Below are 23,524 nucleotides of genomic sequence, written 5' to 3' on the forward strand. Positions count from 1 at the left end.
AAACTCAAGGTTAAATTATTATGGAACAAGACTTTTACAGGATTATTGAGCATACGGCAGATATAGGAATTGAAGTATCTGCATTGGATTTAAGAGAATTATTCCGTCTGGCCGGCATGGCGGTGACTGACCTTATGGTCAATGTTGACGAGGTTGATAAAGAGATTGAAAAGACAATCATAGTCCCTGATGACGGGAACAGGGAATCATTGCTAGTGGACTGGTTGAATGAGATCATCTTCCAGTTTGAAACAGATAAATATCTCATAGGGAGTATAGAAAACTGCAATTTCGCAGATGGTTTTTTGAAAGCAGTCTGCCATGGCGAGCGGTTTGATAGCTCAAAACATTTGTTAAAATCCAGCATTAAAGCGGCTACCTATCATGCACTTGAAGTTAAAAAAGCAGGCGAAGAATGGGTGGCGCGTATAATCCTTGATGTGTGAGTAATTATTATAAAAGGCGGCTCTAATGGAAACAGTGGATAAAGAAAGTATTGAAAGGGTCAACGATAATAAATGGAAGCTTAACCGAACCGGGAGCATGAGGGTTGATGGTGTTGTTTACGCAAGCAGCAGGATGATGGAGATAATAAAGAACGATCAGTCTCTTGTTCAGGTTGCCAATGTCGCAACGCTTCCAGGTATTGTAGGTGCCTCTTTTGGGATGCCTGACATCCATTGGGGATATGGTTTTCCTATCGGAGGTGTTGCCGCCTTTGACATTGACAGCGGGGTGGTTTCCCCCGGTGGAGTAGGATACGACATTAACTGCGGCGTAAGGCTTTTAAGGACTGATCTTACAAAGGATGAGGTGGAAAAGAGCCTGAAGGAGCTTGTCGCAGTTCTATATGCGGCAATACCTTCAGGGGTCGGTTCACATCGGAAGGATTTAAGGCTTACACGTGAAGAAGAAAAGAAGGTACTCCATAAAGGTGCACGCTGGGCTGTTGAAAATGGATTTGGCTTTCAGGAGGATCTTGAATTCATAGAAGACAGAGGATGTATTAAAGATGCAAACTTCGAGTTTGTGAGCGACAGGGCGCTTGAGCGGGGAAATGACCAGCTCGGCACTTTGGGCTCAGGCAACCACTTTGTAGAGGTAGGTTTTGTAGAAGAGATATATGATGAAGAAGCAGCTAAGGTGTTTGGACTTTTTAAAGATGGGATAACGGTCTTCATCCATTCCGGATCCCGCGGGCTGGGTTACCAGATATGCGATGATTATATAAAGGTAATGAACAGGGCAGTAAACAAATACGGTATTGACATACCTGACAGACAGTTGTGTGCAGCACCGATTAATTCAAAAGAAGGAAGGGAATATTTGTCGGCGATGGCAGCTGCGGCAAACTATGCCTTTGCAAACAGACAGATAATGTCTCACTGGGCAAGAGAAGTTTTTATGAAATATTTTAATATCTCTCCATCAACCCTTTCCATGAAGCTTGTTTACGATGTTGCACATAACATAGCAAAAATAGAAGAGCATATTGTCAAAGGGGTAAATAAGAGACTTTGTGTCCACAGAAAAGGAGCAACAAGAGCATTCCCTCCGGGTCATCCTGCAATACCATCAATGTACAGAGATGTGGGACAGCCTGTTCTTATTCCCGGCGACATGGGGAGATGTTCCTATGTCCTTGCAGGAAACGCAGTTTCCATGACCGAGACCTTTGGAAGCGCATGTCATGGCGCGGGCCGTCTGATGAGCAGAAGCGAGGCGAAGAGAAGAGGCAGAGGACGAGCCATAGTCAGGGAGCTTGAAGATAAAGGGATATTTGTTAAAGCGGCAGGAAGGGAAACGCTTCTTGAAGAGATGCCTGAAGCTTATAAAGACGTATCAGCGGTTGTAAATGTCGTGCATGAATGCGGTATAAGCAGGAAGGTTGCGAAACTTAGGCCGCTTGCTGTTGTAAAGGGGTAATTTAAAAGGAGGTGCTTGTTATGCAAAGGACTATTCAGACAAGTATTTCGAAAGGACATCGTAAAAGTATCCATTTAGGGGGAGATTCATATTCAAATTCCTTGAACATTTCTGAAAAGACGGTTTGCAAAAGCTGTAACTCTTTTTACCTTAATAAGGTTTGGCATATAGATGCGGAACGCCTCAAAAAGCTTTTAAAAGATCCTGATGTAAGCCATGCGAAATGTCCTGCCTGCATGAAAATAAAAGACAATTATCCGCAAGGGTATGTAAGTCTGAAAGGGGAGTTTTTCAGCTCGCACAGGGATGAGATAATGAGGATTGTTTCTAATGAGGAAAAAAGGGCTATGGGATTTAATCCCATGGAAAGAATAATAGAGATTAAGAACGAAGATGTGTCAGCGAGAATAACTACAACTACTGAAAAGCTTGCGCAAAGAATCGGAAGGGCCATAAATAACGCTTATAACGGTAGTGTCAAATATTCATGGTCGCCGGGAAACAAAATCGCAAGAGTTACATGGGAGAGATGATGTTTCACATAGCTACAGAAAAAGAAATAATGGATGGTAAGATCACTGATGTGTATTTTGAAAGGACTTTAGAAGTCCTGAAGAAAAAGGGGATTGATAAACCTGTAACGGCAGAGATAATCTGCAAAAGTTTCCCTGACGGCTGGAAATGGGCGGTGCTTGCAGGTCTTGATGAATGCCTTGCAATGCTCCAAAAGCTTGACATCAGGGTGAGGGCTTTGGATGAAGGAAGGATCTTCAGGGTGAATGAACCGGTACTTGAGATTGAAGGGATGTACAGCTATTTTTGCAAGTATGAAACTGCCATACTCGGCCTGTTATGTCAGGCATCCGGAATTGCGACGCGTGCATGCCGGTGCAAAGCTGCTGCCGGTGACAAAACAGTGCTGAGTTTTGGCGCAAGGAGGATGCATCCTGCGATTGCTCCAATGATAGAAAGAAATGCATATCTTGGTGGATGTGATGGTGTTGCAGTCGTAAAGTCAGCGCAGGAGATAGGGATAAACCCGTCAGGCACAATGCCGCATGCCTTAATCCTTATAGTCGGAGATACAATAGAGGCTGCACAGGCTTTTGATGAGGTTATTGACCCGGCTGTTCAAAGAATTATACTCATTGATACGTTCAATGATGAACGCGCTGAGGCAATAAGACTTGCAAAAGCTCTGGGCGAAAAATTTAAAGCCATAAGAATAGATACGCCGGCAAGCAGACGGGGGAACATTAAAGAGATAGTAAGAGAAGTCAGATGGGAGCTTGACCGGATTGGGTTTGGAAGAATAAAAATATTTGTAAGCGGCGGGATTACAGAGCATGATATAGAAGAATTGCGGGATGATGCGGATGGATTTGGCGTTGGGACATTTATAAGCAATGCGCCCGTCATTGATTTTGCAATGGATATAGTTGATATTGAGGGAAAACCGTTTTCAAAAAGAGGAAAACTGTCAGGTAAAAAATCCGTACTCGCATGCAGTTCCTGCGGCTCGGCTAAAGTGACTCCAAAGGTGAATGAGGCAATCTCATGCGATTGCGGCGGCATTATGGAAGAGAGACTCAATCCTGCGTTAAATGCAGGTCGAAATCTTTTTGATTTTCCGGGAATAGAAGAAATCAGGGGAAGGCTTTTTCAGCAGGTGAAGGATATGAACCTCGGGCAAATAAAATAAGATGATGCTCGAAGTAAATCCTGATATGCTGTAAAATATAATAACAATACATGGATAATTTATATGGCTGATGATTTCAAAAAATGGTGCGGCTGCGGTTTTGATGATGATATGGAAGATTTTTTCTATAAGCTTCAGAATTTTATGAGTTATCCAAGGTATAATGCTGATCCGGTATGGAAACCGGCTATGGATATTTTTGAGGCTGACGGAGAAATAATCATTCTTGTTGAAATAGCTGGTGTAAAAATAGAAGACATCAACTTAAGTTGCGAAAATGGGATTTTAAAAATATCAGGATTAAGGAAAAATGAAGAAGTAAAAAAAGTAAATCGCATAGGCCAGCTTGAAATCGAGTATGGGAAGTTTGAAAGGATGATAAAGCTGGGATATAAGGCAGACGTTGACAAGATAAAGGTTGCTTTAGTCAATGGGATATTGAAAATAAATCTGCCTCTTAAGACTGTCAGCAAAACGATTAAAATAACTACTGAATGAGGGAAACTAAAGTTTCGCCGGAAGTTCATTGAAGGGAGTACATTGCAATGGATGGAAGATCTATGGAAGAAGAGATAAGCGACAAAGATGTAAACAATGACAGGGAAGAAGACTTTTTCAGAAAAATACCAGGAGAGCTGCCCGTACTGCCTATGAAGGATATGGTTGTTTTCCCGGGAACAGTCATGCCGCTCGTTATTACCGGCGCTAATTCCATAAAGCTTGTAGATGATTCACTGGTAAGCAATAAAATAATAGGATTGTTCCTTGAAAGAGATAATAAAGAAGGAACAGGCATGCCTCAACTTTTCGAAATGGGAACTGCATGCTTCATAGTTAAAATGCTGAGGTTCCCTGATGACAGCGTGCGTATCCTTGTTCAGGGGATGGGGAGAATCGGACTGAAAAAAGTAACGCAGGTAACTCCCTATGTGAAGGCATCAGTTGAACCACTAAGAGCTTATAATAGCGAAGGGAAGGAAGTAGACGCGCTCAAGACCAACCTTGTGAGCAAATTCTCAGCCCTTATTTCAAAAATTCCTTATATCCCTGATGAACTCCAGATAATGATAACGAATCTGAGTGACCCGGCAAGGATAGCAGACCTTATTGCTTCCAGTCTCAATATACCGGCAGCTGAGAAACAAACCATCCTTGATATACTGGATGTCCATAAAAGACTTATGTCTGTAACAGCCATTGTGGAGAAAAATCTTGAGTTAGTCGAGCTTGGCGCAAAGATACAGGGTGAGGTGAAAACTGAGATAGATAAAGGTCAGAGGGACTTTATCTTAAGGCAGCAGCTCAAAGCCATACAAAAGGAGCTTGGCGAAAAGGATGAGAAGACCCGCGAGATTGAAGAGCTTGAAAAAAAGATAGCAGAGTCGGGAATGCCTGAGACTGCACTGAAAGAAGCAACGAGGGAAATGGACAGGTTGAAGGTCATTCCGATTGAATCGGCCGAATATACTGTGGCACTCACCTACCTTGACTGGCTTGTAAATCTTCCATGGGCAAAGTCAACAGAAGATAACCTCGATATTCTAGCGGCGAGAAAAGTTCTGGACGAGGATCATTTTGACCTCGACAAGGTGAAAGAGAGGGTACTTGAATTCCTTGCTGTAAGAAAGCTGAAACCGGATTCAAAGGGATCAATACTCTGCTTTATAGGTCCTCCCGGTACAGGGAAGACTTCTCTTGGGAAATCCATCGCAAGGGCAATGGGAAGGAAGTTTATACGTTTATCATTGGGGGGAGTCCGCGACGAGGCTGAGATCAGAGGGCACCGGAGGACATACGTAGGAGCTCTTCCGGGGCGGATATTGCAGAGTATAAGAAATGCAGGGACGAACAATCCTGTTTTCATGCTTGATGAAGTTGACAAGCTTGGTTCTGATTTCAGGGGTGATCCATCATCAGCGCTCCTTGAAGTCCTTGACCCTGAGCAGAACAATACATTTTCAGACCACTATCTCGATGTTCCCTTCGACCTTTCCCGTGTGATGTTCATAACAACCGGAAACGTCCTTTTTTCTATACCGGCTCCTCTTCGTGACCGGATGGAAGTGCTGGAACTTGCAGGATACACAGAGGAAGACAAGGTTAAGATTGCCAGAAAATATCTCATTCCCAGACAGATAACAGAGAACGGGCTTAAGGATAATAATATTCAGATAAATGACGGAGCAGTTGTAAAGATCATCCGCGACTACACGCGCGAGGCAGGGCTCAGGAATCTTGAGCGCGAGATTGCTTCCATATGCCGCAAGGTTGCAAGAGCTGTTACAGAGGGGAAGGAAGGAAAATCTACGATCGGTCCTAACGACATCTCATCATATCTTGGTCCCATGAAGTTCTATTCCGAGATTGCGGACAGGATAAAGGAACCGGGAGTGGCAGTAGGTCTTGCATGGACGCCGGTGGGAGGAGAAATACTTTTTATAGAATCTACGAAGATGAAGGGCAAAAAATCACTTACCCTTACAGGTTCTTTAGGTGACGTAATGAAGGAATCGGCACAGGCAGCTTTAAGCTGTGTGAGAGCGCGTGCGGCAAGCCTGGGAATCGATGATGATTTTTTTGAAAATATGGATCTGCATATCCATATTCCGGCAGGCGCCATTCCAAAGGATGGTCCTTCAGCAGGGATAACTCTTGCCATGTCGCTTGTTTCGCTTCTTACAGGCAGGACAGTGAGGGATGATGTTGCAATGACTGGTGAGATCACGCTTAGGGGTAAAGTCCTTCCTGTAGGCGGAATAAAGGATAAGGTTCTTGCTGCCAACAGGGCAGGGATCAAAACAATAATTCTTCCGGAAAAGAATGAGAAAGACCTTGAAGACATTTCTGAAGCAATACGGAACAAAATGAACTTTATCTTTGTTGATAAGATTGATGACGTTATAGAGGTTGCCCTGAAAAAGAACAACTCCCGCTCGAAAATAAAAGAAGTGAAGTGATTATGTAAAGAAATTGAGGGCTTTGCTGGTTATAAAATCTTCGGCTTGTGGTTCGCTGTTCTCAGTGATATCCACCCAGTTAACATTGTGCTGATGGCGGAGCCACGTCATCTGGCGCTTGGCGTAATCGCGGGTTGATTTTTTGACAAGCGCTTTTGTCTCTTCGAGATTAAGTTTTCCATCGAGATATAAAACGGTTTCCCTGTAACCGATCGCCCGTAACGCACTTATATCTTTTTCCTCGAATTTATTTTTGAATCTATTAATGAGCATCCTGGTTTCATCAACTAACCCTTTTTCAAACATCTCATCAACGCGTTTCTCGATCCGCTCAATCAATTCTTTTCTGTCGCGCCTCAAGGCGAAGAAAAGATAATTGTATTTCTCTGCTTTGAATTTATGTTTTTTTTGAAGCTCTGAGATAGGTGTGCCTGCCGCATAGTAAACTTCAAGAGCCCGCGTTACCCTCTGCTTATCTTGCGGAGAAAGTCTTGCAGCAGTTTTCGGATCAACTGATTTTAATTCATGGTAAAGCTTTGGCAATCCGTCAGTTACGAGTCTTGATTTTATGTCTTCCTTTATCGCAGTATCTGACGGCAGTCCCTGTGCCAGTCCATGGATAAGGGCTTTTATGTAAAGACCTGTCCCTCCTGATATGATGGGAACATTCCCGCGGGCAGTTGCCGCCTCAATAACTTTTGAAGCTTCTTTAGCAAAAGCGCCGGCAGAAAAAGTTTCATCCGAGCAAATGATGTCTATAAGGTGGTGCGGAATACCTGCCATTTCTTCCAACGAAGGTTTTGCAGTGCCGATGTTGAGCTTGCGATAGACCTGCATGGAGTCTGCAACAATAATCTCGCCGTGTATTTTTTTTGCGACCTCGACCGAGATTGCTGTCTTACCCGATGCTGTCGGTCCCGCTATTATAAGCAGCTTCGCCAGATTTTGTGACATTTTTCTGATTTCTTCCGGAACCCCAGAGCATTGCAAAAAAGAATATTAACCCGACCGCGCACATGGGGTAAAAAAGATATTTGATACCTGCAAGGTTAGTGAAATAGCCTGTTACAATCGGACCAATGATACTGCCAAATCCGAATGCAAATGAGAAAGTGGAGTTTGCAGCCCCCATCCTGTCGCGCGGCACAAGGTCGGCAATCAATGAAAGCGCTATCGGATAGATCCCTCCAGCCACGAAACCTACACCGAAGACAAGGAACAGCATCATGTAAAAGTGCGGAGAAAAATTAAATATGACTGTGAGCAAAGCCAGCAGTCCCGCCAGTATGCAGAGGCTTCTGTTTTTCCCTATCCGGTCTGCAATTCTCCCTGCCGGAACCGGCGAGACAATCCCTCCTATTGCAAATACCATGAATATTGTGCCAAGTGCTGCCCCTCTGATTTCAATAGAGTCAAGGTAGAGTGAAAGAAAGGCTCCGATGCTGACTTCGATAAATGCATATGAGCAGGATGCGAATATGGGTATCTTGAGAGTTTTTATAAGATCCAGCATATTGTAGTCACTTTTCTTTTCATGCACCTTGTAATCGCTGAAGAAGAAAAGCATTGTTGCCAGCGATAGCATAAAAAGCGTTGTGCAAAAATAAAAAGGGAGGACTCGTGAATAGCTGAAAAGTGTTGCGCCTATAATCGGTCCCAAAGAAAAGCCAAGACCGAAAACAAGCGTATAGTATGCCATGTTCTTTGAGCGGTTTTCCGGTGATGAAAGAAGGTTTATAGCAGCTTCCGTTGATACAAAAAGCCCGGCATTGCCTAGTCCCTGCACACCTCGGAGAAAGTAAAAAAGAGCGGGTGTTTTTATCAAAGGGAAAAACAGGGCAGGTCCGCCGTAAAGGAAAAGTCCGAAGAGGATCATCTTTTTGCATCCTATCCGATCAACTATTTTTCCTACGAAAAGGGTTGCCACTGTGAAGCAGAAAAAAAATGTTGATGCTATCTGGCCTATGGCAAAAAGGTTTATCCCTGCATCTTTCAAAACCAGCGGAATCAGTGGAGTGACAAAGCTCATCCCGAAGCCTGTGAGGGTTACGGCAAAAAGAATCGGTATAAGACCCTTGTCAAACTTCATCAGGCTTTAATATGCTTTCTAAGCTCCCACAACATATGGGAGAGTTCCGGGATGATCAGTTTTTCAAGGGCTAAAGATACGGCTCCTGTCGAGCCGGGGATTGAGAATATAAGCTTTCCGTTTCTTACGCCTGCCGTTGCGCGCGACATCATGGCAGCAGAGCCGATGTCATTGTAACTAAGATATCTGAAAAGTTCGCCAAAGCCGGGGAGTTTCTTTTTAAGCAGGATTTCGATTGCCTCAAATGTTGAGTCCCGCTCCGATATTCCGGTGCCGCCGTTTAATATTATGGCATCAATGTCAGTACGCTGCGATTCGATCAAGACTTTTTCTTTTACAACCGTGGGCTCATCAGGAAGTATCACAATTGACACCACAACGTGGCCGGCTTCCCGCAGTTTCTCTCCTATAAGCTTTCCGCTCGTGTCGGTTTCAGGCGTGCGTGTGTCGCTTACGGTTATTATAAAACACCGTGCCTTTGCTTTTGCCTCTTCTTTGTGGTCTTTATGTCCCATAGTAAAACCTTGCTGAACAATTTATATTTCTCAAGCAACAGTGTGTTCAACAGGGCTTACTTCAACAATTACCTTGTTCAACTTTTCACCAAGAACAGCGCTTGCATTCAAGATTTCTAAGCCTGAGAGTTTGCCATCCGGACCATAGTTAGCTGTTACATCTTCACTTAGTTCTCTGTTTTCAGCTGTTCCGGCTGCAATAGGACGAAATTCAATGTAAAGAGCATCAACTTCTGCGTCGTATTGTATTTTCATGATTTTACCTCCTGATTTGAATAATATACTTTAACTGTTATTACTACAATCTCATTTTGTTCGTCTGCAAATATAGGTTCCACGGTTTTGTATTTATAAAATTGATTATTAGTTGGGGACATTTTGTTAAAAGAAAATTGTTTCTTTGTCTGAAACTTTCCCATTTTTGCTTTTGCCCATGTGCTTTCATGAATAGATAACTTAACTTCTTCCTCTGTCGCACATCTTAATAACATTTGCAATTTTGAATGATTTGAAAGCCTGATGGGTTTCATGCATTAATCTCTATTTCTAACTCTTTGCGGAAGATTTTCATCGAGAAGAAGATTCATTACGGAAGGCTGATTTCTTCATAATTTACAAGTTCTGCTGCAAAACTTATTGCTTCAAGAATGTGCTCTCTTTTTAATTGAGGATATTCTTTTATAATCTCAACAATTGAGTTTCCGGCGCCCATCATCTCAAGAATTGCATGAACAGGAATTCTTGTTTTTTTAAAACAAGGTTTCCCCCCACAAACTCCTGCCTTTGACTCAATAAATTTTAATGTCATTTATCATTCCTTTTTGTTATAAATTTACAAATCTTATTTCTAAAATACAACAAAAATATGATATTGTTTCTCTGTAAATGCTGGATTGAAATAATAGTATATAGCTAAAAATATGATAAAGACAAATATAAAACGTTCCATAAAATCAGGTCTTCCTCCCGGCACCCTTGTCCACATCGGCGAGAAGAAAACTGGCGCCATCAAAATAAAAATAATTGATTACAATGAAACAGGTGTTGATGAGAGGGAAATAACAAATATTGATGATTGTCTTTCATGCAAAGATTCTTCCACTGTCTCATGGATAGACATAGAAGGTGTCCATGATCTGCATCTAATAGAAAAGATGGGAGAGCATTTTGGACTGCATCCGCTTACCTTAGAAGACGTCGTAAATACCGTGCAGCGCCCCAAGGCAGAGTTTTTTGATAATTATATCTACATCGTTCTAAATATGCTTTATCCTGGCAAAGAGGATAGTGAGATTAAAAGTGAGCAGGTAAGCATAATCTGTGGTTCAAATTTCATTATCTCCTTTCAGGAAGGGATCGACGGTGATGTTTTCGATCCGCTCCGGGAACGGATAAGGACAGGGAAGGGACGCATAAGGAAACGGGGCGCCGACTATCTTGCCTACTCTATGATTGATGCGATCATTGACAATTATTTCATAGTCCTTGAAAATCTCGAAGGGGCAATAGAAGATACAGAAGAGAAGCTTGTATCAAATCCCACCACAGAGACATTGAGGACATTACATACCCTTAAAAGAGAAATCATATTTCTTCGTAAATCAGTCTGGCCTTTAAGGGAGGTAATCAGTGGACTTGAAAGGGAAGAGTCACCGCTTATCCAGGAATCAACAGAGTTATATCTCAGAGATGTCTATGACCATGTAATACAGATAATAGACACCATAGAAACGTACAGGGATATACTTGCCGGAATGCTGGACATCTATCTTTCAAGCATCAGCAACCGGATGAATGAAGTTATGAAAGTCCTCACCATAATAGCCACCATTTTTATCCCCCTTACTTTCATAGCTGGTGTTTACGGGATGAATTTCAAGTACATGCCTGAGCTTGAATGGGAGTGGGGCTATCCCGCCATTTGGGGAGTGATGATTGTCATAGGTGTTTTCATGCTTTTTTGTTTCAGAAAGAAAAAGTGGTTATGAATGAAAAAAATTATGGATGGACAGGGACGATAATCCGGGCTGACCTGTCTTCGGGTGCAGTGAGCAAACACAAGACTCCCGATTATAAAAATAAATTCATTGGCGGAAGGGCATTGGCATCGAGGATATACTGGGATGAGGTTCCAAAGGGTATTTCTGCATTTTCGCCTGACAATCTTCTCATGATATTGCCAGGACCGCTCACAGGGAGCCATGCTACAGCCTGTTCACGCTGGGTCATAAGTGCAAAGTCACCTTTCAATTATCCTGACCAGTTCGGCTTTGGCAATGCCGGCGGATTTGTGGGCGCTGCGCTAAAACTTGCAGGCTACGATGGTCTCCTGATAAATGGAAAAGCAGAGAAGCCGAGTTATATTTTCATTGAAAATGATAAGGTTGAAATAAAAGATGCAAGCGGACTCTGGAGGCTTACGTCTGATGAAACCTTAAAAAAACTTAAGGAAGCCCACGGCAATCTTGCACGGGCAGTATGCATTGGTCCCGCCGGCGAAAACAAAATCAGGTTTGCGCTTGCAATAACTGATCAGGGGGGCACTATCTCAAATGGCATGGGCGCTGTTCTGGGCTCTAAGAATCTTAAAGCCATAGTTGTAAAAGGTAACAACAGTATTGCAGTTGCAAATCCAGAGAGATTAAAAGAACTGAATAACCGGATCCGTTTCCTGCGCAAAGGCCTGAATGAAATGCCCTATATGACAGAGCCGAGCGTTGCCATCACGGATATTGAAAAGAACAAAAACACTCCCTGCTTTGGATGCCCTGCAGGATGCATGAGGGCAACGTTCAAACATACTTCAGGGCTGGAGGAAGTCAGGAAAACATGTGCTGCCGCATTTTATTATGCTCCGTGGGATGTGTTGCATAATGGCCAGTCAACGGATGCTCCTTTTTTTGCCACATCCCTTGCCGACCGCTACGGTCTTTGCACAGGTGAGCTTAGCAATATAATGTGGTGGCTTGACGCTGCCTTTAAAGAAGGGATTATTAGCGAAGAAGAGATGGGCATTCCCATCTCAAAGATTGGAAGCCTTGAGTTCATACAGACACTTGTTTATTCAATTGCATATAGAAAAGGATTCGGAGACCTGCTTGCTGAAGGCACGCGCAGGGCTTCCATTGAAAAGGGGAAAAAGGCAGAAGAGCTTGCTCTTAAACGCGTAATGCCTTCAGGCTATGTCAATGATTCCTATGGCGGAAGGATATTTTTGATGAATACTCTCTTTTATGCCACAGAGATAAGGAATCCAATAATACAGCTTCATGAAGTCCACTACCTTCTCCTCAAGTGGATATTCTGGTACACGACGAACGGCGCAATGTCTCCGGTCAATGCCGATGTTTTAAGAAAGATAGCAAAGCGGGTCTGGGGGAGCGAGGAGTCTGTTGATTTTTCAACCTATGACGGGAAAGCCCTTGCGGCATTCAGGATCCAGAACGCAGAGCATGCCAAGGAAACAATGGTTGCCTGCGACAGATATTTCCCGTTACTTGACACCGACCAGGTTGAGGACAGCATGGGTGACCCTGCTTTTGTGCCAAATCTTTTTTCTGCTGTGACCGGAAAAGAAATGAGTGAAGACGAATTCTACCTCCTCGGCGAGCGTTCATTTAATATGCAAAGAGCGATCCACGGCAGGGAAGGAAAATCGGGAAGAGAAAGCGACACGATCCCTGAATTCAACTTTACCGAACCTGTAGAAACCGTTGAAGGGGTTCTTGCAATGTTTAATCCTGATATCGAGTTTCCGGGACCCGGAGACCAGATTGTAAGCCGTAAGGGAAAGACCGTTGACCGTGCAGAATTCGAGAGGATGAAGGACGAATACTATTTGCTTCGCAGCTGGGATGTGAAGAGCGGATTGCAGAAGAAAGAAAAACTTACGGAGCTTGGTCTAAGCGATATAAGCAGTGAACTTGAGAAGATGGGGATTTTAAAATAGCAATATCCATGTCCTGCGGAGGGAAGAAGATATGATGAAAAGATTGATTGATGCGGTGCTTATATCGTGTGTCTGCACAGTTTTATTCCTCCCTCTTAAAGCCAATGCAGAAACTGAGCGCAGCATGAAGAACATGGATATGAATGATATGAATATGAAGGGTGTGAAAGAAGACCAGTTTGGAACTAATGAAAAGTATAAAAGGACAATTGAAAAGTATGCCGTGCCGGATGTCACTCTGGTTGATCAAAACGGAAAGAAGGTCAAACTCAGGGAAATCCTCAATTCAAAAAAGATTGTCATAGTGGATTTCATCTTCACAACATGCACAACGATTTGTCCGGTGCTCTCAGCCGGTTATGTGAATTTCCAAAGAAAGGTTGATACTAACACCGCCGATGTGCGGCTTGTCTCAATCTCGATAGATCCTGAGAATGACATCCCGAAAAAAATGAATGAATATCTCAAACAATATGATGCAAAGCCCGGATGGGACTTCCTCACAGGAAGCAGAGAGGACATTGATAAGGTGTTGACAGCTTTCAAGGCACTTATTCCGAACAAAATGAGCCACATACAATTGGTTTTACTCCATACTCCGGCTGATGATAAGTGGGTCCGGATCTTCGGTCTTGTGGGAACTTCAGACTTTCTCACTGAATACGAAAAGCTGCACGGGAAATGAAGATCATGAAGAAAAGAGATAGAATAATATTTTTGTTCCTGGCATTTTTCTTTATCTGGCAGGTGAAGGCTGAAGAAACACAGCCTCCGACTATTGCAGGAGTATCTCAGACTGAAGCCATGCGCCTTGGAGAGCGCATCTACCGGCAGGGGATTCTCTCGTCAGGAGAGAAGATGAAGGCTTTTGTAAAAGGGGATATACCTGTTGAAGGGAAAACATTCGCCTGCGTAAGCTGTCATCTGCGGAGCGGTCTTGGCTCGATTGAAGGCGGTGTTGTCACGACCCCTATTAATGGAAAGACTCTCTTCCAGCCGCTCAAACGCTTTTATAAAGGTTACGAAGTCATTTCAGCTCCTCTTCTCCGTCCGGCATATACTGACGAATCATTGGCTGAAGTAATTGAGGGTGGGATTTCTCCCTCCGGGCGAATACTGAATGGAGTCATGCCCCGTTATAATCTCAATGAAAAGGACATGGAGATCCTGATTTTCTATCTGAAGAATCTGTCATCTGAGTTCTCCCCCGGAGTTTCAGATACAACAATTCATTTTGCAACAGTCGTTTCTGAAGATGTCCCCACTAAAGATCGTGACGCAATGATGGGTCTTTTGGACTATTACGTTAAGGCTAAGAATAACTCAGCACTTGCCTCAGAGAGTGACCGCAGGCAGGCCCGTATGACAGAATCAATGTTAGGCTCACAGGAATCGATGTACAAAAGACTGTCGCTTTCGGTCTGGGTGTTAAAAGGTCCTCCGGAAACATGGCGCAGGCAGTTAGAGGAATACAATAGCAAAGATCCTGTATTCGCCCTGATCGGAGGAATCACATCAGGTGAATGGCAGCCTATCCACGATTTTTGCGAGTCAAATAAGATACCCTGTATTTTTCCGGTAACTGACTTTCCCGTTGTTTCAGAAACCGACTGGTACACATTATATCTTTCGAAGGGATACTATCAGGAAGGAGAAGCCGCCGCCCGCTATTTAAACAGCAATTATGAATCGTTGGATGAATCGTTAAAAGGAAAAACGGTTGTCCAGATTGTCAGTAGCTCACGTGAAGGTGCAGCCCTCGCATCCGGCTTTGAGCAGACGTGGCGGGATTTTGAGCATCAGCCGCCTGTGACAGTCATGCTGAAAAAAGGAGAAGCATTAAGCAAAAAATTATTGCAGCAGGTATTGGATAAAGAAAAGCCTGCTTCCATTGTCCTCTGGGTCGGACCAGAGGCACTGCCTGCGCTTGAAGGTTTAGCTTCCGGCTCTAACAAGCCTGAGATGATTCTCGTTTCTTCAGGTTATCTTAAAGAAAGTATTTGGACTTTGAATGAAGATATTCGCGACATAACTTATATTGCATATCCTTTTATATTGCCTCAGGATGAAGCAAAATCTAAAGTTTACGTCCCGTTATTAAGAGAGCCGAAGTTCAACGACAGCAACTCACAAATGATATTGAAGCGGGTTTTTCCGGTGCTCCTGGCATTGAGCCAGTCTATGATGGAGATGAGAGGGAATTATTACCGTGACAACTTTCTTGATGTAATCAGCATGATGATGGATCAGAAGGTTCGCCTATATGAACGTTTAAGCTTCGGCCCGGGACAACGCTATGCCTCAAAGGGATGCTATATAGTCCAGCTCACAAAAGGCCCCACCCTTGAACTGGTAAAAAAGAGCGACTGGGTCATACACTGAGAATGGCGTTGCCGGAATTGTCATTTAATAGTGTTTAAGAATTTCTCAATTGTTTCTGCGTGCTTTTTCCAGTCCTTGGCAAGCATGAAGTTATGGTCTATTTTCGGGAAAAGTTTGCAGTTGCTGGCTCCATATTTCTTTGCAATCTGACTGTTAATCTTTGCTCCTGTTCTTTGGTCTTTCTCAGCTCCAATTACAAATATTAGTGCGTTTATTTTTCCCTTATCTATTTCTATCTCTCCAAGATGTGATTCATAAAAGGCTTTTGCAGATTCTTCGCAAAGCTGCGTACAGCATTCAAACATCTCGTCTTTGCCGCAAAGCCTGTTTTTAAAAAGAAGTTTCTCTCCCTTCTTCCTGTCAACGGAGAAGGTGAAAAGATTCCCTGAAGAAAATTCCCTGCCAATCATTTCTTTTTTAAGCTTCTTTCCCAATGAAAGGGATTCGAATACATCTTTTGGCGGCAGGCTGTTAAGAAGCACTACTCCCTTTGTCTTTTTCCTTTCAGCATATTTAAGCGCTACAAGCGCGCCCATCCCGTGTCCAATTATTATAGGGTCGTCCTCTATTTGCGATGCGAGAAAATCGAGGTCTTCAACATAATCTGTTATCCCCTCATTTCCTGTTACCTTGCCTGCGGGGAGTTTGTCGCGTCTTGTAAACTGGCTCACATAATGTCCGCGAAGGTTTATGGCATAATTATTCCATCCATTGCGCGCAAAATATTCCTGAAAATTCTTAAAAGCAAAACTTCCCTGGAATGCATCATGGACAAAGATCAATGGAGGTTTCCTGCTTATGTTTTCAGGATGGAAATGCTTGACTGCGATAGCGTCAAGATAAAGAAGTTTGTCATAAATCGTCTTTTCTTTTCCGGCAGGCAGGGTGTTGTCCCAGATGATTTTAGATGCAGAGCCTTTCTTCGTGTGCCAGTAAACTATTTTATGTGCCTCAACCTTAATTACCTTAAGAAAGAATGGAGGCCTTTCTCCGGGGAATTGCCTTTCTCTTAAAAACCCTGACTTTTGCACTTCTTCAACAAAATTGGAGCTGTCCTGTGCAAGTATCTGTGCTGTGCCAAAAAGCTGGATACCAAAAAGAGGTCTGCTTGTATAAATCCCTACGGTTACATTTGGATTTTTCCGTATATTGGGGAGTTTCCCTCCTCCCTCGCTCATTATGTAGATTGTGGTTCCATTGGCAAAATAATAGACCGGCGTTCCGCGCGCCATGTCTTTCTGCCACGTCGAGATGACGCATCCCCTGTTGTTCCTGATATACTTTATTATCTCATCAAGCCCTTTTTCTTCTGCCATGTTCAACCTCCTTTAAAAGGATGCTGACTTATTTTTTTTATTCTATCTCCTGTCAAAGAGCTTTTCAATCTTTGAGATGTCCATTTTGAAGACTGCGTTGCGACCGTGGGGGCAGTAGGTGGAGAATTCAGTTTCATCCATGAGCTTAAGGAGATTTTGTAGCTCGGCAGGTTCAAGCTTGTCATTTGCCCTCACTGCCGAGTGGCAGGCAAGGGACTGGAACATGGAGTTTAAGGCAAAAGCCGGATTTTCTTTTTCGCTTCCAGACTCAATCTTCTCAATTAAGCTTCGCAGGAAATTTTCAGGGTTCTTTGTGCCAAGCACTGCCGGGACTCCTGTAATCCTGATACTCTCTTCTCCGAAGTCCTGAGATTCAAGTCCTAACTTTTCAAGGCTCTCAAGGTTATCTTCCCATATTGATTTTTCTCGCCTTGTAAGATTCACAACTACCGGTATGAGCAGGTTTTGAACTGAAGCTTTCTTGCTGAAGTAACTCTCTTTTATCTTTTCAAAAAGAGCCCGTTCATGTGCGGCGTGCTGATCAATGAAATAAACAGACTCTCCTGATTGAGCAACTATGTAGGAGTTCCTTATCTGTCCTACAACTTCAAGGCTGCTGAACTTAAAACTGCGTGGCGTAAAACTATCCACCTCTCGCACTGAAAAAACCTCATTGTCTTCTTGTGCAAATGCGGATTCTTTTTTTACAAGAAACTGTTCAAGCTCTGTTTCTGTTTTAAAACTGTAACTTTCAAAAAGGTCTACAGCCTTGTCGCTGTCACCTGTCTGCGGTTGATGCTCGAGCTTTACCATCCTAACGTTCCTGTTTTTCCCGATTGTGTTCCTGATGGCATTGATTACTGTGCCCACGACTTTCCCGGAATCGGAGAATCTCACTTCCTGTTTGGAAGGATGGATGTTTGCGTCAACGCTTGCCGGATCTGTTTCTATAAAAAGGAATACAATGGCGTGTTTCCCTGCCTGAAGCGCTTCAGCGTAACCGCGCGATATGGCATGATAGATCCCGCTGTCGCGGACACTCCTTTTATTTACGAAGAGATATTGGAAGTTCCGTGTAGGTTTGCTGTAATGGGGAACTGAGATTAAGCCTTTTATGGATACCTCCCCGGAATGCTCTATCTCGATAAGTTTGTCAGCCAACTCATTTCCGAATATGATATTTGTCTTCTCAATAAGATCTGCTGATGAAGGAATCCTGAAAACTTCTTTACCGTTTGATATGTACCTGAACTCTATCCCGTTCCTTGCAAGGGCAAGTTTTGTCATCCATTCATCTATGTGATTCTGCTCTGTCTGAGTTGATTTTAAAAACTTCTTCCGTGCAGGCATATTGAAGAAGAGATTCCTCACTTCGATTGATGTGCCGCGCGGCATTCCTGATTTTCCCCGGCGGATCACGTTGCCGCCCTCGATCTCTACGATACATCCCATGTCGCCTTGAGAGGAGTTTGTTTCTATCGTAAGCTGGGAGACTGCCGCGATGCTTGGGAGAGCCTCCCCCCTGAAGCCGAAAGTGCTGATGCGTTCAAGGTCTGTTTCGCTCTCTATCTTGCTCGTCGAATGGCGCTGTATGGCAAGGAGTACTTCCTCTTCGCTCATCCCGCACCCGTCATCCATGACTTTTATCAGGGATTTACCGCCATCTGCTACCGACACTGTGATAGCGCGGCTGCCGGCATCTATGGAATTTTCTACAAGCTCTTTTATGACTGATGCCGGGCGTTCAACGACTTCGCCTGCTGCGATCTTATTTATCACGCTGTCAGGAAGAATTTTTATCATAATGTTTCTTATTAAAATACAAAAGAGCGGTAGGGCAAGAAAAATGTTTTTTGCATCTTCAGGCTTTTTGCTAATATAATAAAAATCAGGAGGAAAATTCTATGATCAGCATTACAGGTATTGAGACTGCTGCGAAAAATATTTCGGGTATTGTGAACTCTAACAATTTCATGCGTTCGAATGCGCTTTCTGATGAGCTTGGCATGGAGATTTTTCTTAAGCTTGAGAACATGCAAAAGACTGGCTCATTCAAGATAAGAGGAGCGTACAATTTCATAACCCGCCATCTTGATGAAGCAAAAAAGAACGGAGTGATTACAGCCTCTGCCGGAAACCATGCCCTTGCGGTGGCATGCGCATCAAGTCACTATAAGATAGACGCTGAACTTTTCATGCCGAAGAACGCTCCGCTCGTGAAAGCGGAATCATGCAAACGGCTGGGAGCTGAGGTTCATCTTGAAGGGAAAAATTATAATGATGCGCTTACACTTGCAAAGAAACAGGCAGATGAAACAGGAAAGCTTTTTGTAAATGCCTTCGATGACTACGATGTTATTGAAGGACAGGGGACAATCGGGCTTGAGATATTCGAGAATATTAGACAGCCCGACTATGTGATTGTCCCTATAGGCGGCGGCGGACTGATTGCCGGCATAGCTTATGCGTTAAAAAGCAGGAACCCGAAGATAAAGATCATAGGGGTCCAGACGCGCGAGGCTGATTCTGCATACAATTCTTTCCATCAGGGGAAGATAGCCGAGACACATGCCCCTAAAACAATTGCAGACGGCATTGCCGTAAAATCAGTAGGAGAAAAAACATTCCCGATTATCCAATATTATGTTGATGATGTGGTGATAGTTGAGGAAGAGGAAATTGCACGGGCGGTCTTGATGTACATGGAGCTTGCCAAGATAATCGTTGAAGGGGCCGGGGCAGTCCCGCTGGCTGCTTTACTTTCAGATAAGATCAAAGGAATTGCCGGAGAGGTAGTGCTTTTAGTCAGCGGCGGAAACATTGATGTCAACCTCATAGAGAGGATAATAGAGACAGGACTTCTCCGCATAGGAAGGATCATGAAGGTTGTCGTTGATGTTGATGATGTTCCGGGGATCATGGCGATAATGGCGGGAAGCATTGCTGACTGCGGCGGCAACATCCTTCAGATAACTCACGGGCGTACGGAATGGGGGCTCCCTGTGGGGATGACAAGGATAGAATTCACAGTTGAAACGCGTGGCTATGACCACATCAATCAGATTGTCGAATGTATCAGAAGCAATGGCTTCAAGCCGCTTCTAAGAAACTGATCAGAAAGTGACTAGAAAGTGAATGGCGCTTTGTCTGATTTCCAGCACCTTACAAAATGCCCCGGGTCTTTTTCTATAAAGTCAGGGTCGGTTTCCCTGCATCTTTCGTCAGCGAGCGGACAGCGCGGATTGAATTTACATCCTTCCGGCAAATATGCTGGGTTTGGCACTATCCCTGATATTGCGGTGAGCCTTCTTGTCCCTGCATCTGCGTCACCTGACCTTACGGAGCGAAGAAGACCTGCCGTATATGGATGAAGAGGTTTTTCAAAGATTGTGAACACATCTGTTGATTCAACGACCTTCCCGCCGTACATGACCGAAACCTTCTGACAGCTTTCAGCCACAACGCCAAAGTCATGGGTAATCAGCATCACAGACATTCCGCTGTCTTTCTGGAGGTTCATGATAAGGTCTATTATCTGCGCCTGTATGGTGACATCAAGGGCCGTAGTCGGTTCATCAGCGATTAGAAGGTCAGGTCCGCAGATAAGCGCCATTGCTATAAGCACTCTCTGTCTCATGCCGCCGCTTAACTGATGCGGGTATTCTTTTATCCGTTGTTCAGGTGCAGGCATTCCGATTTTTTTAAGTATCTCAACTGTGGCATCTATCGCGTCATGCTTTGTTATCTTTCTGTGAACAAGGAGTGTTTCAGATATCTGGTTTCCGATTGTGAAAACAGGATTGAGATAGGTCATAGGCTCCTGAAAGACTATTGATATGCGGTTGCCGCGAATATTGCGCATCTCTTTTTCAGGGAGTTGAAGGAGGTCCTGACCATCAAAGATTATCTTACCGTCGATTATTTTTCCCGGCGGCGTTGGTACAAGGCGGAGGATCGACATTGCTGTAACACTCTTGCCGCACCCTGATTCGCCGACGACTCCGTGTACTTCTCCTTTGTTTACGGAGATGTTTACGCCGTCTGCGGCTTTGATTACAGTCGAACCTTTGTAGAAGTAGGTTTTAAGGTTCTCGATTTTTAAAAGTGGCTCCATAAATTGTAAATTAACACGGGAAGGGCACTGACTGCAAGTGAAGCATGAAACGCAAAAAAATTACTTTATTTTAGTCAGCTATGAGTAATATAATTGTAGACTAAATTAGTCATTGTTTCAATAAACGGCATAAATCAATCAGGAGGAATAACTTGAAATTAGGAATTGCGAAAAAAATAATAGGTACTGGTTTGATTGGTTTCTCTGTTTTTTTTATTTTCGCAATATTCAGTTATACCAGCATCAATTCTTTTATATCAATCCATAAGAAAAATTCAGAACTTGCTGTTAAAATAGAGGTTGCTGCTGACCTTCAGATACTCATGCACAAAATCCTTATGCCTCCTAACGATTATCTTATAACGGGGGATATAAAAGAGCGGGCTGATTTTGCAGAAATAGTTAGTGAAGCTGCCTCTTTGTTTGCAAAATATAAGATTACTGCTGACAAAACAGATGAGGAGGCTGCAATTGAGAATAAAGTGGAAAAAGGTTTTATTGAACTTCAGCAGAAAGCCATGGTCCTTCTTTCAACAGAAAACCCGGTTGGAAATAAGGAAGCTGCAGTGCTGATGAAAGAAATGGATGCTTTTGGTGAATCAGTATCTGAAGATATAGAGAAGTTTCATGATCTTATAAGAGGCGAAATAGATACTTATAGCATGAGGATTTCATCTCTTACGAGATGGGTTTATAACATTTTAATTGCTCTAATATTGGTTTCAATTCTGGGTGTTGGCCTTATGATATTAATAGCTTATCGGAGTGTCGTCAAACCGGTTATAACACTGACGAATTCGGCTAAAATTATTGGACAAGGGAATCTGAGCCATAAAATAGAAATTTATACGAAAGACGAATTTGAAATACTTTCTTCAGAGTTTAATAAGATGTCAGATTCGCTTAAAGAAAAGATGGATCAGATAGAAGACTATTCGAAGAAACTTGAAAAAACTAACCGTCAGCTTGATCAGAACATACTCCAGATTTACACCCTCTATAGTATAAGCAAGATAATGACCGCGACTCTTGGTATTGACCAGCTTTTGCATCAGGTTGTTGAGAAAGTAAGCCAGGCGCTCAGGCTTAACAGGATCAGCATCATGCTTCTAAGTGATGATAAAAACGAGATAAATATTGTAGCAGGAATGGGTATTCCTGAAGAAACAAAAAATATGTCTCTTAGAGTCAGCGAATGTATTTATGGTTTTATTGTTGAGACAGGACAGGCTGAAATTATCAACGATGTTTCTAAGCATCCAAGATATGTTTCAATAGCAGGACTTGACGACAATGTGAGTTCAATGATCTGTGTCCCTTTCAAATCAAGGAATCAGGTTATAGGGATAATCAATGCATATAGAATTGAAGGTGAGACATTTGGAAAAGATGATTTTGAACTGCTTACGACTGTTTCAAGCCAGGTAGGGATAGCATTGGAAAATGTGATGTTGTTTGAAAAAACAAAATTTCTCTCCATAACTGACGGAATGACGGAATTATATAATTACCGCTACCTGACTGCTTGTTTAAACACAGAAGTTGAAAGAGCTAAGAGATATAAACGTCCCCTTTCATTGATAATGATAGATGTGGATTTTTTTAAAAAGTATAACGATGCCAATGGCCATCCTATGGGAGACAAACTGCTTGTGAAGATGGCAGGCATCTTTAAGAACATAGTGAGAAAGGCGGAAACGGTTGCAAGATACGGCGGTGAAGAGTTTGTTATAATGCTTCCTGAGACTGGAGAGGAAATGGCTTATGCTATGGCAGAAAGGCTGAGGAAAACAATAGAGGCGACTGAATTTGATGGTGCTGAAACACAGCCGGGTGGGAAAGTTACAGTAAGCATTGGTGTTGCAACATTCTTTGAAGAACAGGATAAATCATGGGAGGATCTTGTAAAGCGTGTTGATAATGCCTTGTACCGCGCAAAGGAAGAAGGAAGGAACAGGGTTTCAGTGTAGTCGTCAGCTAATTATTGTGAGATATGGCTCAGTCATTATTTGCTTTCAAATGTAATTTTTCATGTTATATTATAAATATGAATATCATAAAAAAGGTTTTAACTGCAAGTAAAGCATCGGTTTGGATGATGTTTTTGCATGGTGATTTGCTTATTGAGTAACCTTTATAAAAGGAGGAAGAGGATGAAATTATCCAGAGGCGTTTTGTTGGCAGTTGTATTTTCAGTTTTATTAATATCGGGTTGTGCAAGTCATATTCCTATGGGAGTAATTTACACAGAAGTGAAGACACCGATGGCAGCTGGAGCAGGAGATGTTGCTTATACCAAAGTAGGCACAGCCAAGGCTACATCAGTTTTGGGAATAGTTGCTACAGGCGATGCAAGCACGAAAGCTGCGGTAGAAAATGGCAAGATTACCAAGATAAAATATGTTGATTATTCCAGCAGGAATATCCTCGGTATTTACGGCGAATATACAGTAACCGTTTACGGAGATTAATTCTTACGGAATAATTGCTTAGAGTTGAGAGAAGCAGGGTCTGTTAAAACGGACCCTGCTTTTTTTATTTCTTGCCGCATCTTTGGTTATCTATCACTCACTT

22 protein-coding genes are annotated in these 23,524 nt (G+C 43.0%); 13 read left to right on the forward strand and 9 right to left on the reverse strand.

Annotation, left to right across the window (positions count from 1 at the left end; translation table 11 throughout):
- Positions 1-20: 20 nt before the first annotated feature.
- The 6 genes from HZA77_05920 to lon all read left to right on the forward strand — a co-directional run bounded on the left by HZA77_05920 (position 21) and on the right by lon (position 6,585).
- Positions 21-446 carry an archease gene (locus tag HZA77_05920; GenBank protein ID MBI5374951.1) on the forward strand — a complete coding sequence of 142 codons (426 nt, stop codon included), beginning with the start codon at positions 21-23 and terminating at the stop codon, positions 444-446.
- A 25-nt stretch (positions 447-471) separates the two neighbouring features.
- The gene (locus HZA77_05925) at positions 472-1,926 is read left to right on the forward strand and encodes an RtcB family protein (protein ID MBI5374952.1); all 1,455 of its coding nucleotides are present in this window, start codon (positions 472-474) and stop codon (positions 1,924-1,926) included.
- Positions 1,927-1,946: 20 nt separating this feature from the next.
- On the forward strand, positions 1,947-2,459 hold the full coding sequence (locus HZA77_05930) for an ATPase (protein ID MBI5374953.1): 513 nt from the start codon (positions 1,947-1,949) through the stop codon (positions 2,457-2,459).
- Positions 2,459-3,628: a nicotinate phosphoribosyltransferase gene (locus tag HZA77_05935; GenBank protein MBI5374954.1), complete on the forward strand. Its 1,170-nt coding sequence runs from the start codon at positions 2,459-2,461 to the stop codon at positions 3,626-3,628. The genes HZA77_05930 and HZA77_05935 overlap by 1 nt, the downstream gene beginning before the upstream one ends.
- A gap of 63 nt (positions 3,629-3,691) precedes the next feature.
- On the forward strand, positions 3,692-4,126 hold the full coding sequence (locus HZA77_05940) for an Hsp20/alpha crystallin family protein (protein MBI5374955.1): 435 nt from the start codon (positions 3,692-3,694) through the stop codon (positions 4,124-4,126).
- A gap of 62 nt (positions 4,127-4,188) precedes the next feature.
- Positions 4,189-6,585, forward strand: coding sequence for an endopeptidase La (lon, locus tag HZA77_05945; GenBank protein ID MBI5374956.1), 2,397 nt, complete (start codon positions 4,189-4,191; stop codon positions 6,583-6,585).
- On the opposite strand, the gene miaA is transcribed toward lon, so the two are convergent.
- The 6 genes from miaA to HZA77_05975 are packed head-to-tail and all read right to left on the reverse strand — an operon-like array spanning position 6,586 to position 9,997.
- Positions 6,586-7,539: a tRNA (adenosine(37)-N6)-dimethylallyltransferase MiaA gene (miaA, locus tag HZA77_05950; protein MBI5374957.1), complete on the reverse strand. Its 954-nt coding sequence runs from the start codon at positions 7,537-7,539 to the stop codon at positions 6,586-6,588.
- The gene (locus tag HZA77_05955) at positions 7,484-8,674 is read right to left on the reverse strand and encodes an MFS transporter (GenBank protein ID MBI5374958.1); all 1,191 of its coding nucleotides are present in this window, start codon (positions 8,672-8,674) and stop codon (positions 7,484-7,486) included. The genes miaA and HZA77_05955 overlap by 56 nt, the downstream gene beginning before the upstream one ends.
- Positions 8,674-9,189, reverse strand: a complete 516-nt coding sequence (locus HZA77_05960; GenBank protein MBI5374959.1) for a MogA/MoaB family molybdenum cofactor biosynthesis protein — start codon at positions 9,187-9,189, stop codon at positions 8,674-8,676. The genes HZA77_05955 and HZA77_05960 overlap by 1 nt, the downstream gene beginning before the upstream one ends.
- Before the next feature lie 30 nt (positions 9,190-9,219).
- Positions 9,220-9,444: a DUF2283 domain-containing protein gene (locus HZA77_05965; GenBank protein MBI5374960.1), complete on the reverse strand. Its 225-nt coding sequence runs from the start codon at positions 9,442-9,444 to the stop codon at positions 9,220-9,222.
- Positions 9,441-9,719, reverse strand: coding sequence for a hypothetical protein (locus HZA77_05970; GenBank protein MBI5374961.1), 279 nt, complete (start codon positions 9,717-9,719; stop codon positions 9,441-9,443). Before HZA77_05970 ends, HZA77_05965 begins: the two co-directional genes overlap by 4 nt.
- 56 nt (positions 9,720-9,775) lie before the next feature.
- Positions 9,776-9,997: a DUF433 domain-containing protein gene (locus tag HZA77_05975; protein MBI5374962.1), complete on the reverse strand. Its 222-nt coding sequence runs from the start codon at positions 9,995-9,997 to the stop codon at positions 9,776-9,778.
- Between the two features lie 112 nt (positions 9,998-10,109).
- Here HZA77_05975 and corA point away from each other — a divergent pair, with 112 nt between their 5' ends.
- Genes corA through HZA77_05995 form a run of 4 tightly spaced genes read left to right on the forward strand, consistent with a single transcriptional unit; the run spans position 10,110 to position 15,520 of the window.
- Positions 10,110-11,177: a magnesium/cobalt transporter CorA gene (corA, locus tag HZA77_05980; GenBank protein MBI5374963.1), complete on the forward strand. Its 1,068-nt coding sequence runs from the start codon at positions 10,110-10,112 to the stop codon at positions 11,175-11,177.
- Positions 11,174-13,138, forward strand: coding sequence for a hypothetical protein (locus tag HZA77_05985; protein ID MBI5374964.1), 1,965 nt, complete (start codon positions 11,174-11,176; stop codon positions 13,136-13,138). Before corA ends, HZA77_05985 begins: the two co-directional genes overlap by 4 nt.
- Positions 13,139-13,169: 31 nt before the next feature.
- Complete coding sequence (locus HZA77_05990) at positions 13,170-13,823, forward strand: SCO family protein (GenBank protein MBI5374965.1); 654 nt, start codon at positions 13,170-13,172, stop codon at positions 13,821-13,823.
- 5 nt (positions 13,824-13,828) lie between these two features.
- Complete coding sequence (locus HZA77_05995) at positions 13,829-15,520, forward strand: ABC transporter substrate-binding protein (GenBank protein MBI5374966.1); 1,692 nt, start codon at positions 13,829-13,831, stop codon at positions 15,518-15,520.
- Positions 15,521-15,540: 20 nt separating this feature from the next.
- Here the strand turns inward: HZA77_05995 and HZA77_06000 are convergent, their stop codons facing one another.
- Together HZA77_06000 and mutL are read right to left on the reverse strand one after the other, a co-directional pair.
- Entirely contained in the window at positions 15,541-16,836 is a 1,296-nt protein-coding gene (locus HZA77_06000; GenBank protein MBI5374967.1) for an alpha/beta fold hydrolase, read from the reverse strand.
- A gap of 42 nt (positions 16,837-16,878) precedes the next feature.
- Entirely contained in the window at positions 16,879-18,639 is a 1,761-nt protein-coding gene (gene mutL / locus HZA77_06005) for a DNA mismatch repair endonuclease MutL (protein ID MBI5374968.1), read from the reverse strand.
- A gap of 101 nt (positions 18,640-18,740) precedes the next feature.
- On the opposite strand from mutL, the gene HZA77_06010 reads away from it, so the two are divergent.
- Positions 18,741-19,949, forward strand: a complete 1,209-nt coding sequence (locus HZA77_06010) for a threonine ammonia-lyase (protein MBI5374969.1) — start codon at positions 18,741-18,743, stop codon at positions 19,947-19,949.
- Positions 19,950-19,960: 11 nt separating this feature from the next.
- Here HZA77_06010 and HZA77_06015 read toward each other — a convergent pair whose 3' ends face one another.
- Complete coding sequence (locus HZA77_06015; GenBank protein MBI5374970.1) at positions 19,961-20,950, reverse strand: ABC transporter ATP-binding protein; 990 nt, start codon at positions 20,948-20,950, stop codon at positions 19,961-19,963.
- Positions 20,951-21,102: 152 nt separating this feature from the next.
- Between HZA77_06015 and HZA77_06020 the strand changes: the two genes are divergently transcribed.
- Together HZA77_06020 and HZA77_06025 are read left to right on the forward strand one after the other, a co-directional pair.
- Positions 21,103-22,920 carry a diguanylate cyclase gene (locus HZA77_06020; protein ID MBI5374971.1) on the forward strand — a complete coding sequence of 606 codons (1,818 nt, stop codon included), beginning with the start codon at positions 21,103-21,105 and terminating at the stop codon, positions 22,918-22,920.
- A gap of 183 nt (positions 22,921-23,103) precedes the next feature.
- On the forward strand, positions 23,104-23,421 hold the full coding sequence (locus tag HZA77_06025) for a TRL-like protein family (GenBank protein MBI5374972.1): 318 nt from the start codon (positions 23,104-23,106) through the stop codon (positions 23,419-23,421).
- Positions 23,422-23,524: the final 103 nt, after the last annotated feature.

Source organism: Candidatus Schekmanbacteria bacterium (assembly GCA_016219965.1).
Lineage (GTDB): Bacteria > Schekmanbacteria > GWA2-38-11 > GWA2-38-11 > J061 > JACRJM01.